6 protein-coding genes are annotated in these 16,784 nt (G+C 49.5%); 1 reads left to right on the forward strand and 5 read right to left on the reverse strand.

What is annotated here, in order from left to right:
* The first annotated feature begins 213 nt into the window (after window positions 1–213).
* Window positions 214–1,452, forward strand: coding sequence for an MFS transporter (locus tag DFR60_RS16550; protein ID WP_243005099.1), 1,239 nt, complete (start codon window positions 214–216; stop codon window positions 1,450–1,452).
* A 62-nt stretch (window positions 1,453–1,514) separates the two neighbouring features.
* On the opposite strand, the gene DFR60_RS16555 is transcribed toward DFR60_RS16550, so the two are convergent.
* The 5 genes from DFR60_RS16555 to DFR60_RS16580 all read right to left on the reverse strand — a co-directional run bounded on the left by DFR60_RS16555 (window position 1,515) and on the right by DFR60_RS16580 (window position 16,742).
* Window positions 1,515–2,549 carry a hypothetical protein gene (locus tag DFR60_RS16555; protein ID WP_243005100.1) on the reverse strand — a complete coding sequence of 345 codons (1,035 nt, stop codon included), beginning with the start codon at window positions 2,547–2,549 and terminating at the stop codon, window positions 1,515–1,517.
* 84 nt (window positions 2,550–2,633) lie between these two features.
* A complete protein-coding gene (locus tag DFR60_RS16560; protein ID WP_167437627.1) occupies window positions 2,634–9,389 on the reverse strand; it encodes a polysaccharide lyase family 8 super-sandwich domain-containing protein in 6,756 nt (2,251 codons plus the stop codon).
* Window positions 9,390–9,402: 13 nt separating this feature from the next.
* Window positions 9,403–14,118 carry an Ig-like domain-containing protein gene (locus DFR60_RS16565; RefSeq protein ID WP_110323890.1) on the reverse strand — a complete coding sequence of 1,572 codons (4,716 nt, stop codon included), beginning with the start codon at window positions 14,116–14,118 and terminating at the stop codon, window positions 9,403–9,405.
* A gap of 772 nt (window positions 14,119–14,890) precedes the next feature.
* A complete protein-coding gene (locus DFR60_RS16575; RefSeq protein WP_110323892.1) occupies window positions 14,891–16,066 on the reverse strand; it encodes a GntR family transcriptional regulator in 1,176 nt (391 codons plus the stop codon).
* The gene (locus tag DFR60_RS16580) at window positions 16,053–16,742 is read right to left on the reverse strand and encodes an L-ribulose-5-phosphate 4-epimerase (RefSeq protein ID WP_110323893.1); all 690 of its coding nucleotides are present in this window, start codon (window positions 16,740–16,742) and stop codon (window positions 16,053–16,055) included. Before DFR60_RS16580 ends, DFR60_RS16575 begins: the two co-directional genes overlap by 14 nt.
* Between the last annotated feature and the right edge of the window lie 42 nt (window positions 16,743–16,784).

Here is a 16,784-nt window from a genome sequence, read left to right on the forward strand (position 1 = left end):
ATAATGCCACGGAAACTGGCAAGATAGAGAAAGATAAGAATTCTTATAAACGCGGAAAAAACCGGTCAATTTCCCGCCTTACCAACACAAGAATACCAGAAAATTTTATAAATGAAAAGAGGATAGCGGCAATTCAGCCGCAAATATTGGCTTATGGTTACAGTTCTACAAATTAAGCAGATGGTGTCCCAGGCCTATTTCGGGGATGCTGTCATGACGGAAACGGATTATTCCAGGGGCCGGAAGCTGTTTATCGCCGAAGGCTGCTGCGCCAACGGCGTCGTAACCCTGACAACAGGGGCGTTTCTGTCCGGCTACGCAGGCTATCTCGGCGCCGATGATTCTTTAAACGGAATCATCGGTTCGATTCCGGTGCTCTTATGCACCCTGCAGATGTTTTCTTCCGTCGTCCTGGAAAGTTTAAGACAGAAGAAATTTTTAATCGCCTGCTTCGCGCTGATCCACAGGCTTCTGCTCTCCTCTGTCTTTTTTGTGCCTCTGGTGGTCGAAGATAATGCGGGCCGCCTGGCGGCGGTCGTGGCCATCTATGTGGTCGCCCATTTCTTCGGCGCGTTTATCGGCACCGGTACGGGCAGCTGGCTCCTCTCCCTGGTTCCGGAAAATATCCGCGGAACCTATCTGGGACGGAAGGACGCGTTCGCCTTTGCATTTACTACGGTACTCAGCCTGCTCTGCGGCCGTATTCTGGACTGGATGAGAGGCGCGCATCAGGATCTGCTGGGGTATTACATCATCGGACTTATTGTACTTTCCACCGCCTTCACGGATTTCTGGTGCCTTTCCTCAATCCGGGAACCGGTACAGGAGACTCACCGGCGCAGCTTAAAGGCCGCTGTCATCGACCCGCTCCTCGACAGGGAGTACCGGAAGGTCATCGGCCTTTACATGTTCTGGAACCTGGCCCTGCAGGTAGCCGGACCATTTTTCAGTGTGTACATGGTTACCGGCCTCTCGCTGGATTATACCTATATCACCTTCCTGGGGCTGATCGCTTCCTCCGTCCGTGTCGTGGCAGCCTGTTTCTGGGGACGTCTGGCAGACGCTACCTCCTGGCTTCACGCAGCGCGCTGCTCCATGCTCCTGCTGGGCCTTGTACATACGTCGTGGCTGTTCATGACACCCGCCACCTGCCTGATACTACAGCCCATACTCCAGGCTCTCTCCGGAGCCGCGTGGGGCGGAATCGCCATCGCGGTTTTCAGCCTTCAGTACCAGTACGCCCCGGCCGACAAGCGGGTCACGTACGTCAGTGCCAACTCCTCCTACGCAGGCTTATGCGGATTCTTTGCCACGCTGCTTGGCGCGTCCCTGTTAAAGATCCTTCCGGAGTTTTCAGTCGGGGGATTTAAAGTGTCCGGGATGCAGATGATTTTCGCATTGTCCGGAGTCTTGATTATGCTGTGCGTGAGATACATGAGACGGTTAAAATAAGCATTCTCTCACTATAGAAAAAAGCAGCCGCTTCAGAATATTCTTTAGCGGCTGCCTTTTTCCTATCGATATGCATCCATGCACTGATCCAGATATCTCGGATAATTTTCATTGATCCACAGGTTGGTGAGAAGAGTTTCGGCCTCCTCAAAGCTGGCTTTTCCATAGTCTGTTTTATCCAGCACCTTCAAAATTCCCTGGGAAGCCCCGTAATCCAGACAATCGCTGTACTGTCCTGCCGACATTTCGCGGGTCTGCTCCGCAAGCCAGGCCAGCTCTTCATTATCGCGCGGCAGCTGATTCGAATCATATTCCACCTCTTCATATTCAATCGGTGTCGAAAATCTTTGGCCGGCCGCCTCTATAATCAGCTCCGGGTTCGTCCCATTCTCCAGTTCCGCCTTCACAAAGGCCCATACTGATTGTAATTCTTCAGGATACTCCCCGACCTTCATGCCATAATACATAAAGACACCGACCCTGGCTTTCCAGCCCTTATCCAAATAAGCGGCGTCCGTCCGCTCATATAACTCCTGAAGCTGTTCTTTTGTTGGCTTCAGCCTGGTCTCCAGGAGTTTTTCCTTCAGGGCATCCCTTACTTCCATCTGAGTCCTGGATATGTACTCCATCAGACCGTATGTTTCCGGCCCATAGGCAGTCTGTCCAGGTTCCGCTCTCCTCTTGTTTTCCTTGTCCAGGGATTTTTTTATGTCATCCAGAGTGATGTCCACTTCGATTTCATACTTGGAGGCCTCAATCCGCTCCACCGTATCCGTAAACAGCGCATTGACCGCCTCTGTCCGCAGAACCTGGGAAGGTGTCTCCCCCCCAATCGTGCTGTCCCAGAATCCCTTTTCGTTGGGGTCCTGCTGATAGGTCTGGTAGAAATAGGAGCTGACCTTTGCCCGAAGATCATCCTGGTACAGCGCCAGATGCTCCTGGGTGATCGCATAGTTTCCGATCCGCATAACAGGCTTATCCGTCTTTTTATACAGCCAGATTCCCGACGCCACCACTCCCGCCATCAAAAGCCCCAGCAAGATGCACATCACCGCACTGGGATAGGAAAGCTTCTCAAGTTTTAATCGAAATGCCATTCGCCTCATGATCTCCTCCGCTCCTTATTTCTGCCGTCACATCCGGGTATGAGCTGTCTCCAGCCCATACCCATGATAACCATCTTAATTCTTTCTGTATTTTACCATTTCCTGTGTCAAAAGTCTCTCTATTTCGTGAATTTCTTCCATGGAAGCATCTTCATCTGCAAGGATACGCTCCGCGTCTGCAATCAGCCGCCTCAAACGTGCCTCATCCACATTGCTGAATTCCGATGTGTTGATACCTGTAGCCAGATCCTTGATAAAGCTCAGATTCTTTTTCACGATTTTTTCCGGCTCGTAATCTGTATCCCATGTTAAGGCCGGTTTTACTGCTCCCTCTTTTGCAGTTCTGGAGGAATGTATTCCCACGTAATTATTGCCTGCTGCTGTTGGAATGCTGATTTCAAATGATATTTCACTCTCTCCATCTCTGACAGCCCCGCGAACCGCATCGGTCACATCCAGCTTCTGGATCAGGCTCTCTGATGTCATGCTCTTCGTCATAACAGCGGCAGGTTCTGTGCCCTTTCTTTCCGGGAAGCTGTTAAACGTTACTGAATTGCCCTCCCAGTCACTGTCCACGTGATAAATATTGGCGGTATCAAAATCTGCGCTGGGTGCGCCTGTCAGCTCATACGTCAGATAGATATGGTCTGCATCCTCCGGCACCCCAGACAGGCTGAACTTCATTAAAGACTTTCTCGTATAATTCTGAGCGCCCAAATCGTATTTTACGATCAGACTGGTGGAACCGCTGAAATTCTTATCCCCGTCGGTTCCGCCCTGTACATACACATCATCCATGGAGTCAGCGGACTCGTCTCCGACCTGCACCTCCACGGCCGCGGTAAGCCCCGCCGTATTAGACAGGCCTTCCGTCAGGTTCAGAACTCCCGTCAGCGTATAGACACCGTACACGTCCTTCTGGTAGCCGCCGCGCTCCCAGGTAAGTTCCAGTGTATGCATAGCACCGGCATTATCATAAGCCTTAACGGTTTCCGGCAGTTCTATTTCGGCAAATTTCGTTCCCGGCGCCACTTTGATTTTTTCGAACTCCTCTGCAAGTCCTACAAGCTCGACCTTTTCGGTGTCCGCAAGCTTTAGAGTAACCTGGCTCGTACTGCCTGTGGTTCCTGCTGTTTTTACAGACAGCTTAATAAACGGTGTTGTCTGTATTACTTCAACATTCCCGTCTTTTTCTACAATTTCTCCGCCCGCATAAGGAATGGACACTTCAATGGTTCCATTATTCTCCTGGGTCGGGTCCGCCACACCTGCCGTCACCATTCCGTCTGATACCTGCATGGTCACAGAGGCGGGCTTATTGGAGGTGATTCCTGCCACCGCCTTTCCCTTACTGTTCCAGAAGTTCACCCCGGTCATTCCCAGGGAATTTTCCCTTACTGCATGAGCATCTTCACTGCACTCCAGTACTTCAATATCAGGATCGGCGGCGTAGCTTTCCGTTCCTGAGGCGTCTTTTCCCGGCAGAATGACGTAGGAGTAATCCGCTCCGGACGGTTTCCTGCCATGCTCGAACCAGAATGTCGCAAACTGATTCGTCTCTTCCCCTTCCGTGGTACCCTGCGCACTCCAGTTACCGGTTCTCTTTTCTTTTAATGCCATGATGTCGGCTTTTCCTGGGAAGTAATAGCCAATATCGGAATTTTCGGTGTTTCCTTCCAGATAGAGCCAGGATGCATCCGGAATCTTTGTTCCCTTTTCTGCGCTCTCTGCACCATCGTCCCGGATGGATTTCTCAATTCCGTCGATTAAAACCTGATTGCTTCCATCCGCTTTGATCTTTCTGTTATCAATCACAGTCTCCACATAGTTTCCGGTAGAAGAGGTAATCCCGCTTCCCACTGCAACTATCTCATCGTCAAACATGAACCAGGATTTTTTCACATCGGTTCCGTTTCTCGTGCTTCCACTGTTGCCCAGCGTCTTATAACGCATTCCGGCCGTTCCATAATCACCCAGACTGGAACCGCCCACCCAGCTGTAAACATTCTTAGTGCGGTCTCCGGCTCCGTTGCTGCGTGTAACGTACTCCGTTGTCGTACCGGCCAGACGTTTCGGATCAACGGCAGCCCAGTATCCATCTCCATACTGATCCCTGTCTCCATTATAAAGATAGGTCATACCATCTGAAATATTCCAGGTCCGCTTTCCTTCGTCATTAATCAGTTCGTGTCCATACGTCCGGCTTGAGTGCATTGATAAAGCAAACCCATATCCCGGCATGATGTGTACCAGTTTGTCCATGCTTGCAAACAGCTTGTGAAGCACATATTCGCTTCTTGGCTCGATCGAGTCGTCATTCATAATCTGATTTGCCTTCATCAGGGATGCAATATGACTGCTCTGGCTGTAGTAATACTCTTCATCAATGCCAACATAGTATTTCATCATACTGTTAAAACGCTGCTGCTGTTCTTCAGGCATGGCATCGCCTATGAGCATCATGGCATCCATGATTCCGGCGCCTCTCTTTTTATCGCTGGAGGTATTTCTCGTAATGTCTCTTCCTGAAATCATATCCATACACAGGCCATTATAAATAAACGGTTCGATGCCATCAAATACCATGTCAAAGATAAGCTGTTCCGCCTGATCATCATACGTCAGTTCGTAATCAGTCCCTGCCAGCACACTGAACAAGATACTCAGCTTCTCATATAACTGAGAACCGTATCCCCCCATATAAGCCAGTGCCTGATGCTGGATAAAGGAGCCGTCTTCATAGAATCCATCCCCCGCAGTCACATACTCAAACACGGTCTTATACGCCTTCTTCACATGCTCCAGCTTGCTGCCGTTGTCTGTCAGGAGTCCTACCTGGGCGACAACCATGCCCTTGTCAATTAAGTTCGCGCCTGTCATGTCCGGTGACCCCGGATAACCCGACGGCTTGTCGCATACGCTCGTAAAACGGTTGACTGCCGCCGCATAGCTGTTAATCTGTTTTAATGTAAGGTCGTCGTAGAGGATCAGTGCGGTATCCATAAATGCAATCGGTCCGCCGATCTCCCAATGCCACCAGTTTCCGAAGAAGGGAGTCTGATCATCACTGCTGCTGTAGTGGTTCTCATTCATAAAATCCAGTGCCTTTATCAGCTCATTCTTTAAATCTTCGTCCTGATACAGTTCACAGCCCTCCGTAGCCCATGCGATGGCCATTTCCTTCATGCGTTTAAAAGTCTCAGCCACATTTCCGGAATGCACCTTTGCCGCAGCTCCCGTTCCCGATATAACGCTCATATCCAGATCACTCCAGAGATTCGTCCGGGAAGCGTCGCCGCTCTTTATCATAGCGGCCCAGTACTCTCCGGCCTTCTCATTCAGTCCGGCTATGTAGGTGCGCACCGCTTCATTCCCGGTGTCCAGAGTCCCTCCCAACAGGTTGTTCAGCCATTTTTCTCTCAGCTGCACGAACTCCGGATTTACGGGTTTATCTGTACTGGAATTGCGGGTTACAAGCTTTGGCGCCTGCTTTCCTTCTGCTCTCGTGGAGTAGAAATCAATCATATTGTCGTTGGCCTCCGTCGGGCAGCTGATTTCGAAAGAAATTTCTTTTTCTCCCCGAGCCAGGGCAGCTGTCACAGCGCTGCTGACATCAACAGTCACCACATCGCCGGATATCTCCGCCCTGGTGATGATGGCCGCCGCCTTTTCGGCTGTTCTCTCAGGAATGGTATTCCATGTGACGGAACCCGCCGTCCACTGGCTGCCGGTCTGATGCACTTCGGCCGTCGTAAAGTCCTTGGCCGGGTTGGAGTTGCTGATCCCTCCAGTCAGCTGGAGCACCAGCTCCGCCTCTTTTGTATCGCTTCCCACGGTTGATAAATCGAATTTCAGCAGTGCTTTCCTCGTATAAGACTGATCTCCATCCGAATACTTTACACGGAGCTTCAGCGCATCGTAATTGCTGAGTGATGTGCTTACCTTGCCGGCGTCTTTTCCTGCCTGAAGATAGACATCCTGGCTGGCCGTCACCGCCTGTTCACTTGACTGCAGCTCCGCAGCAGCAGCCGACATCTCCGCCGCCAGTTCATTGATCCGCGTTCTTACCTCGTTTGTAAAGAGACTCTTGGAAGGAGGCCCCACCTTTTCATAGGTCAGCTCACTCTGATCGTACTGCGTTGCAAATAAGGCATCCGCTTCCTTCATCAGGTCGGCCAGCTTCTGGTAGGAATCCGCCGTGTAGTCGTCTGCATTCAGTTTCTTCGCATTTTTGTATACAGACGGAAGATTCGGTGTCGTCACTGTGATGTCATATTCCGGCATCCAGGTCGAAGTTTTAAAGTTTCTTGCCTTGAAAACTACGCTGTCGTCGTAAATCTTCACATGGTAACCGGTTCCGGTTTCCGTCACTCCGTTTTCTGAATCATTATAGGATGGAAGGTCCACCATGGTGCCGTATCCGCGGTCAATCGCCTCCACGACGCCGAAACCGTTGTGGATATGGCCCGACATGTAGATGACCTGCGGATATTTTGCGAATATTTCCTTCACTCGTCCATCCTGGTTGCCGAAGTCATTTAAAATGTTGCTTCTCCAGTGGGTATCCTTCAGCGCATTATGACCTATCACAAAGATCGGTTTATCCGGACTGGCATTTTCCGCCAGTGTCTGGTCCAGCCACTCCAGCTGTTCATCAGACAGATACATGGCATCCTTGATGCCGTTTTCCGTATTGATCGCAATAAAATGGTAGCCGCCCAGCCAGCGGTCGAAATACAGCTTGCCGTCCGTATCCGGCATGTATCTGGCATTTCTCTCCAGATAGAGCGCCTTCGCTGTCGGCCAGTACTTGCTGATGACTGTCTCATCCTTATTCCAGTCCGCGGAGCTGGTTCCCCGCACGTCGTGATTGCCCAGCGTGATCATGACCTTATCATCGGAAACCGGCGAATACTGATCCATGATCTTGTACAAGGCGTCATACTGGGCCTTTGTTCCGCTCTGGGTGAAATCTCCCAGATTCAGGATGCCCAGGGTATCGGGATCCATGGCTTTAATATCCTTCAGTCCCGCAATCATATTTACCGCATTCGTTTCCGTCAGATCATCTGATTTGATGTGCACATCAGACACCACCTGAAAGCTGGCCAGAGGCTCACTGCCCTCCAGAAACTGATTGTATTTTTCTCTCAGCGCTCTGACGGCGGTCATGGCGGCAGCTGTCGTCATCCCCTCTATTGCACGTTTCGTCTGCTCTATCTCTTCTGCCATTGCATCAATCCTGTCCTGCGGATATTCTGAACCAGGCTTTATGGCCGCCAGCTGGGCGGCCATTTTATCTGCTATGGCCGAGGCGCCCTCCGCCTCATAGATGGTCTTTACGGTTGTATCCGCCAGCACCTTATTATAAACCCGCAGTTCGTCAACCAGGCAATTGCTCATACCATAACAGCCTCTGCCGTCTCCTCCCAGGATAAAATCAAGCCCCGTATCCACGGTCTTTCCGCTGTGCTCCGCCATAGAAATGGAAGAATACTTCTCTCCGTCCATGTAAACAGTCATACTGCCGTCACGGTCATAGGTACCGACTACGTGATGCCATTGGTCGTCATTCGCGGAAATTTTCTTAATTTCCACCCTCTTGCCAGATATTCCGGAAAAATTCATGCGAACGTCCGTATCGCTGGCATTATCGTAATTGCCAAATGCCCAGCCCACATTACTGCCGTTTAAATAATTCTTATTCGAAAGTATGGTTCCGTTGTTCTGTCCGTGATTTTCAGTCTTCATCCAGAAGGATAAAGAAAAATCTGAGGTACCGAACAGCAAATCCCCGGGCTGGCCGTAATTCACATATTGTTCCGCTTTTATGCTGCCCTGACCTGCTGATGTTCCATTGTGGAAAGAGATGGCGTTTCCGCGGACTCCCTCTTCGTAAGCGGGTGTTCCGACCACGGTTCCATGATTTCCATTGCCGGTTACATCTGTAATCCGGCCCGCGTTTACACTGTCCTCATCAAAGGTGGAATGCATGACCAGTCCATCCTTTAAGAGTTTTTCAGTTCCGCTTTCATCCATGATGTTACGGTAAAGGCCTTCGATCTCCGCAGCGCTTAAGGATCTTGTGTACATCCGCACTTCATCTAACGCACATCTGGCCAGCCCGTTCTTTTTGTTGCCTCCTGCCCCCAGGATAACCGGCATACCGGTGTCCGCGGTTTTTCCCGCATGGCCTGCCATGCTTACCGATGAAGTTTTGGCGCCATCCATATATACCGTCATCTCTCCGTCACGGTCAAAAACCACCGCCAGATGATGCCACGCATCATCATTGGCTTTGATTTCCTTAATCTCTACACGGCTTGATCCCGTTCCTGAAAAATTGGCTCTCACATCCGGACCATAAGAAGCTCCGGTGAAATTGCCGATGGCAAACCCCACATTGCTGCCGTTGGCATAATTTTTATTGCCCAGAATTGCGGAGTTAGTACTTCCATGGTCATCCGTCTTCATCCAGAGGGAGATTGTAAAATCTTCTTTTCCAAAAGTCAGCTTGTTTCCCAAATCCACATACTGTCCTGCCTCGCTGCCGTCGCTGCCCGCCTGGCTTCCTGTATTATTCACATACAGCGCCCGTCCTTTGATTCCGTCCACAAAGGTAATATCGCCTGTTATCGTCCCGTTGTTTCCACTTCCGCTTAAATCCCTGACCGTATTGTCATCAAAATCAGAATAAAAGACAAGGCCATCATCCGAAACGGATTTTACCGGGGCTGTCCCGGAATTCAGCGGTGCGCCATACGTTAAATTTCCCATCGTCATGGTCACTGCCAGCGCTGCCGCGCATAGTTTTTTCCATTTTAATTTCATAAAACAGTTCCCCCTACTGAATCCATGCTCCGTTTTCATCGACCTGATATCCATCAGGTGTTGTAGTGCCGGTATAGAGCGAACCGACGGAACGGCTGCCGCTCTCAGCAGATCCACGATTCCATTTTCCGTCTTCCGCATTCTGCCATCCGGTATTCCCCTGGGTAACCGGATTTAAGTAATACCATGTTCCATTTACAAACACCCAGCCGGTCATCATAGCTCCCGATTCATCCAGATAGTACCACTGGCCGTCAGCTTCTTCCTTTACCCAGCCTGTGTGCATGGAGCCATCGCTGCCTAACTTATACCACTTGTCTCCATCCAGAATCCAGCCTGTCTGCATGCGGCTGTTTCCATCAAAGTGGTACCACTTATCGTTGATTCTGGCCCATTCATTCTTTGCATAGCTTCCGTCACTCTTCTGGAATTTCCAGATGTCATTTTCTGCCTTCTGCCACTGGCCGCTTACATTCACCGGCGCACGGTTTACTTTCACAGAACCGGAGCTGCTTCCTGAACTGCTTCCTGTACTGCTGCCTGAGGAAGATTTTTTCACAACCGTAATCTGGAATGTATCTGTAAATACTTTAATTGCATCATTGACTGCTACCCGATAGGTAACTGCTACATCCTTGGTTCCGGCTGTTCCGGTATCGACATCTCCAATCTCGTATCCACTTATCGTCTTCGTGCTTCCGTCACTATATACGGCCGCTACGACCAGCCCTGCTGAGCTGAAACGTTCACCGGTTTTATACTCAATCTTTGTCGGAAGTGATGTAATTTTAATTCCGGTCATGACCTTCGTTACCGGATCCGTCTTTCCGCTGTATTCCAGTGCGTCGACAGCCTCCTTCAGGTTTTCATATGCCATGTCTACCACCGGCTGGTCTGCTTTCGTCAGCGTCTTATCCCTTAATACTGCTTTCGCCTCCGATAAGGCTTCTTTCATCGCCTCATACGTTTCTTCGGTATAATCTTTTTTCTTCTTTGACTCAGCGATCAGAACGAGATCTCTCAGCGCATCGGTATCCGCCTTCTGGTTCTCTTCAGAATCCATACTCCATATCGCTTCCATCAGTTCAGTATAGGCGGTATGTACTTCCAGCTCTGTAGCCTTTGTATTTACCAGAACCTCAGCGGCTTTATTAAACGCCTTCATGAAACGGCTCTTTGCCGATTCTGTCAGCTTCGCTGCTTCACCACTGTTAATCAGCTCTGCCGCTTCCGTATAGAGTACGAGAAGCGCATTCTTATCTTCCGGTTCTATAATGCTGACCGATACGGTTGCAAATTTCTGATCCGGATTTTCGATTGAATCATGATTGGTCAGGTCCAGATAACCGATACAGGTATAAGAAAATTCTTTATCCGGATCATAGGCGTTATCCGGGAACCAATACTGAATGCCGACCTCTGCCTCCTGACCGTTATCCAGTAATACGGCTGCCATCTCCGGAAGTCCCAGTTCCTCCCACGGCGTTCCCACCAGCTGGATAATTCCGGCGAAATCCTTTACCTTCACCACCTTGTGAAGCGCTTCCATGACATTGACTGTACAGGCGATCGGCAGATTGATTCCATCTGCTTTTCCATATACGACAAAGGTTCCTTCTGTCTGATAGCTGGCAGGGTTCATAGAATTCCATTCGACAGTCACATTCTTCGTTTCCTCGTTTGAGTACGTAACCGTTACCGTTTCCGGAAGGACCGGTTTCTTTCCTGCCGGAGTGGATATGGACACAGCCTCCACCTTCGTCTCATAGACATTGCTCAGAACAATTGTCGGCGCCATCTTTCCGGCCGCCTCTTTGGATGCAAAGTCTATGCCTCCGTTGTCTCCGGTCGTATACTCGCCAAAGTAGTCCGTTACCATAAGAAATGAAAATGATGTCTGTCCATTTTTGGCATATGCTTTCTTCACCCAGTCGGTAACATCCAGTTCCACAATATCTTCATGATTATCTCTGATATCTGTATAGACAATCTTTTTGTCGTTTATTACCAGGTTATCCGCGGAGAAATCAGGTGTCGAATTCCATGTCACCTCATCTTCCTTCCACTCATTACCTACTTCATATACCTTCAGATAAAAATGATTGTTAATTTTTTTATAATCATCCTCGCTGCTCGGTCTGGTCATCTGCAGCTTAATGGTAATGTTAGTAGCTGACTTAAGCATATCAGCCTCTTCAGACAGATCAAATCCGATGACGCCTCTTCTCGTATAGGACGGTGCATTATTGGCTGTCTTCACCTTGATTACATTCGGATCTGATTTGCCGTAAGCCTTGTCGCCGTCTGCTTCCTGTGTATAAGCATCTTTGGCTGCCACGCTCTCTTTTACCGTCTTTCCGTCGCCAAGTTCACCGATTACCTTCACGGCAGCCGTACAAGTCTGTTTTAATCCGGCCACCCGGCCTTCTACGGTAAATTCACCTTCGCGGGAATACTGATCCAGAGTCACCTTGTCCCACTGGACCTCCAATTCCATCGTAAGTCCACCGGCAAATACAGCATTCACACGGTCTGGAAGCTCCGGATAAATTCCGGCAAACGTCGTAACCTCTACGCTCTCGTAGCTCTCCGGCGCATCGGCCACTACGATAGTCGCTGTAACCAGGTTTGAAAGACCGGGAAGCATACCCGGAAGTTCAATGACACCGGATTCCATACAATCATCCTTTGTCAGCTCTTCCCATTCCACCGGATACTGATACGTTTCCCCATCCAGGACAATTTTTAACGTCTTCGGAAGTTCCGGCACAACGCCCAGTGTGGTAACCAGATTGACAGTCTCTACCTCTTCCGCCTCTTCATCCTGGCTTGAGTATTCCAGTGCTCCGATATCCACACGTCCGGCAATGGTATTTCCCATAATATCTTCGGTTGGCATCCCCTCAATTCGCTGTCCTGCCTGGATACACGGAGACCCCTCGGTCAGCTGGTACGGTTCCACCAGACTTTGAATTCGTTCTTTCGTGAAATCCGAATCAATCAGTTCTTCCAGATCCTCTAATGGATACTGATAATCAGAATACATTTCTCCCGCCTTATAATTCTTCAACATCGGATCTGCAAATATATTGCCTTTTTCCATTAACGATTCCTTATCCAGAACACTTCCAGCCGCTGTATTGGCAATGGTATCCGGATAGAAACAGTTGTTTTCGATTACGCTGTCCTTATGTATCGCAGATCCCTGCTTCAGTACCGCGAAATCAATGGAAGCTCCGTCTTTGGCCAGAACGATGTTGTTCTTGAAATCCACAAAACAGGTTCTCTTATCCTTCCCGCCAAACAGGGATGTCTCCTTTCCTTCCCCAAATACCACAATCGTATTGTTATAGATCTTTCCGACATTGGCTCCGGCAGAGCTGGTGTTGTCGTAATGGAAGGTCTGCTGCTGCATCCTGCTTCCGTTCGGATACGTACCAGTTCCGTCATTGATACTGACATTATAACGGAAAATGGTATTTTTCTGGCTGGACATGAAAAGCATGGCGCCGCCTCCGCAGTCGTGGCTTAAGTTATACTGGAATATATTGTCCACGTTCATCATGTCGGAGTCAAAGGCTTCTCCGTCATCGTAGCCATACTTATTGCCGTATGCCTCGTTGTACTGCACGATTACGTCGTCCGCGAACATGGTCCAGCACTGAGCATAGTTTACAGTTCCCCGATCCAGGCCGCAGGAGGAATTAACCATGTTTCCTTCCACCAGACCGCCTTTCGTCTCTGTCAGTACAATACCGTCGCCGACCACATCTTCCAGATAGTTATTTCGTATGGTCACGTTGGAATAGTTTTTGAGGAATTCATTCTTTCCCCATCCGCTGCTTCCGATATCCGTGTTGCACTTGTTCCGGATACCTTCAATCGCCACGTTTTTCACGTAGTTGCCTTCAATCAGGACATCCTCAAAGGCCGCGCGTCCCATTGCCTTAGGGGTCAGATTGCCATTATCGTCAATGGTAACCCGGTTACCATCCTTATCGAGATAGTGTCCCATGACGATAATACCGCCGGAGGTTTTTCCTCCCTTAAAATTTGAGTTTACATCGTGGACATAACAGTTCTTAACTACAATGTGCTTATAAATCTCTTTCTGATTGGAGGAATAGATCAGGATACCGGCACGTTCGCTGGTACCGCTGTCCATGGCCTCCCCCATCTCATCGGTACTCTCCAGGTTCGTTACTTCCAGGTTGTAGATTTCCCAGTACTCTTCGTTATAAATGGTGACGGCTCCGGTAATTGACGGACCAGAGGTGCCGTTTCCATTAATGACTGGGCGGCTTCCTTCGCCGTACCTGTCAATGGTGATGGGAGCGCCTTCCTGGCCGCTTCCTTTTGGATTCAGCGGCTGGTTCCAGATACAATCTGACTTCAGGAGAATTTTGTCTCCAGGAAGAAAGGTTTTGGAATTTACCCGGTCAAAGGATTTCCAGGCAGTATCCTCTGTCTTTCCGTCTGCCGTGTCGTTTCCGTCTCTGGCATCCACGTAATAGGTCGTCCCCTCCGTCTGCATCTTTAATGCATTGGATGCGGTAGAAAGGCTGGCATTGGAATCTGTCGCGGTGCGGTCATTTGCAGCATATCTGTCCCGGCTGGTCACTGAGGTATCAGCAAATCCAACCATACTGACAGGCAGCGCGCTCATCATCATGACTGCCGCCATCATGCCCGCGGCTTTTCGTTTGAAACGTTTACTTGTTTTTTGCATAACAATATTTCCCCCTTGCTTTTTTTTCGCCTCTTTTTAGAATCAATCAAACGCAGTTTATCTTCTTTTTTTCATTTTTTAACCTCCTCATTCTTAAATTATCTTATACTGGTCATACCAGTTTTTGATTTTGAAAGTATAATACTAATTATGGTGGACTTAATTTTTCAGTATTAGGGAATAGCGGCTTCCGCACGCATAGAAGAAAAAATTTCTTTTGATAAAAGAGGCTGAATAGTCAGAACGCGATTAGACAGATGCAATATTTAAACACAAAAATACCGATAATACTTGACATAATTAGTATTATCGGCAGTAACGAAACCTGCTTCTGCATCCCAGAAGGCAGTAAATGATAGAATATATAGAAAGTATAGCATTGGGAAAAACTGGCAAAAATAAATAATTTGCTGAATTATATTAAAATTTTAATATTCTGCCTTTTTAAAAATGTAATATTACCATATTCTTGTACTTTTTTTATTTTTTTGCCCCTTTTTCGCATAGAAATCACCGTCACCCGGATATGAACAGTCAAAAACCCCGCCGCAAGCGGCGGGGTTTTTGACCCTCGCGGCAGTCGCCAAATGGACGCGCCAGCGTGTCCGTTTGGCTCGTTGCTCACGGGAATAAAAATAACCGGGAGCGCCGATCACATGCATTCTGTGTTCGACACTCCCGGTCATCTTCGTGGTGAGCCGAAAGCCCGACGGACGCGGGATACCAGGCCTCTCTGCGCCGTCTTGCACCTAAGGTTAAGAAAGAACCGGAACTACTCTCCTTTTCCTCTCTCCATGCAGGACTCTCTCACGATCAGCTCCGGCTTCAGGATCCGTTCCACCCGGCTTTCCTCATCCGGAACGCCCTTTATCTTTTCCAGCAGCAGCTCTGCCGCCATAGCGCCCAGTTTTTCCTGCGGATGGGCGATAGTTGTAAGCTTCACCGCCCCGTTTTCTGCAATAAATGAATTGTCGTATCCCGTTACGGAGATGTCCTCCGGAACACGGATTTTCTTCTTTTGAAGCGCCTTTAAAACCTCCAGCGCAATCTGATCGTTATAGCAGACGATACCGTCCATGGCGGCTCCGCTCTCCAGCATCAGTTCCAGCACCTTCGCCGGCTTCACCGCCCGGTCCTCCGTATGGAACCAGATCACCATATCGGGATCGTAAGGATAACCGGCTTCAAAAAGCGCCTTCACATACCCCTTGTGGCGCTCCCTTCCCTGGCTGTCGTCCGCCTTAAAGATCCCCAGAATCCGCCTGTGTCCCAATTCGATCAGATAGTTTGTCACCAGATAACCGCCCATACAGTCATCCATCAGGATGTGCGGCTTATTTTTCATCTGCGCATAGTATCCCTGTATGAAGACATAGGGAATCTGGTAAAAATCGAGTTTTTCATACAATGCCATATTGGCGCAGAGAATCTCGCTCTTGCTGGGTTCCACGATCAGACCGTCGATATCTTTCTCCAGGATTTCCTCGAGACAGCGGCTTTCCTTCACGCGGCTGTTGCCGGTATTCTTCAGGATAATGCTGTATCCCTCCGCCGTCAGTACGCTGTCGATGCCCTGAATCAGCCTGGGGAAAATATAGTCCGACAGGTACGTGGTGATAACCGCAATATTCCCCGAACCCCTGTAATCCATTCCGCCTAACGAAAGTGAGGGGGACTTCCCTCTTCTAATTTTGCTGGAGACAAAGGTCCCTCTGCCGTGCTCCGCTTCTATAAATCCCTCCTGCGCCAGGATGGACAGCGCCTTTCGCACCGTATGGCGGCTCACATGGCGGGAGGCGGAAAGTTCATTTTCCGAAGGAAGCTTATCCCCCGGCCTCAGCCGGCCGGTAATGATATCACTCTTCAGTTCCTCCATCAGCACGTAGTATTTCGTCTTCCCGCTCTCGCCCTCTTCCCGGCCTGACGGGCTGCCCTTACTTCTGTCCATAATACGCGTTTGGTCCATGCTTGCGCATAAAATGCTTATCCTGCATGGACTGCGGCGCGGGTTCCACACCGCGGCTTAACATCTCAGTCACAAAATTCATCTTTGCAATCTCTTCCAGCACCACGGCATTATGGACCGCGTTGGCGGCGTCTTTTCCCCAGGTAAAGGGGCCGTGATTCTTGCACAGAACCGCCGGCACGTGAACCGGATTCCTGTCGCGGAAGGTCTCGATAATCACCATACCGGTGTTCTTCTCATACCCCTCTTCGATCTCCTCCGGCGTTAAATTCCTGGCACAGGGAATCTCCCCGTAGAAATAGTCCGCATGAGTCGTCCCGTAACACGGCAGCGCGCGGCCCGCCTGGGCCCAGGCCGTAGCCATGGGAGAATGGGTATGGACGATCCCGCCGATTTCCTCAAACGCCTTATACAGCTCTAAGTGAGTCGCTGTATCAGAGGAGGGATTCAAGTCCCCTTCCACCTTATTTCCATTTAAATCCATGACTACCATGTCTTCCGGCTTTAACTTATCGTAATCCACACCGCTGGGTTTGATAACGAACAGTCCCTTTTCCCTGTCAATTCCACTGACATTTCCCCATGTATAGGTGATAAGCCCTCTTCTTGGCAGTTCCATGTTGGCCTCGTAGACTTCTTTTTTTAATTCTTCCAGCATCGTGTCATTTCCTCTTTTCTATTTTTTGTTTCAGTGCGTGCA

The organism is Hungatella effluvii, assembly GCF_003201875.1.
Classification (GTDB): domain Bacteria; phylum Bacillota; class Clostridia; order Lachnospirales; family Lachnospiraceae; genus Hungatella; species Hungatella effluvii.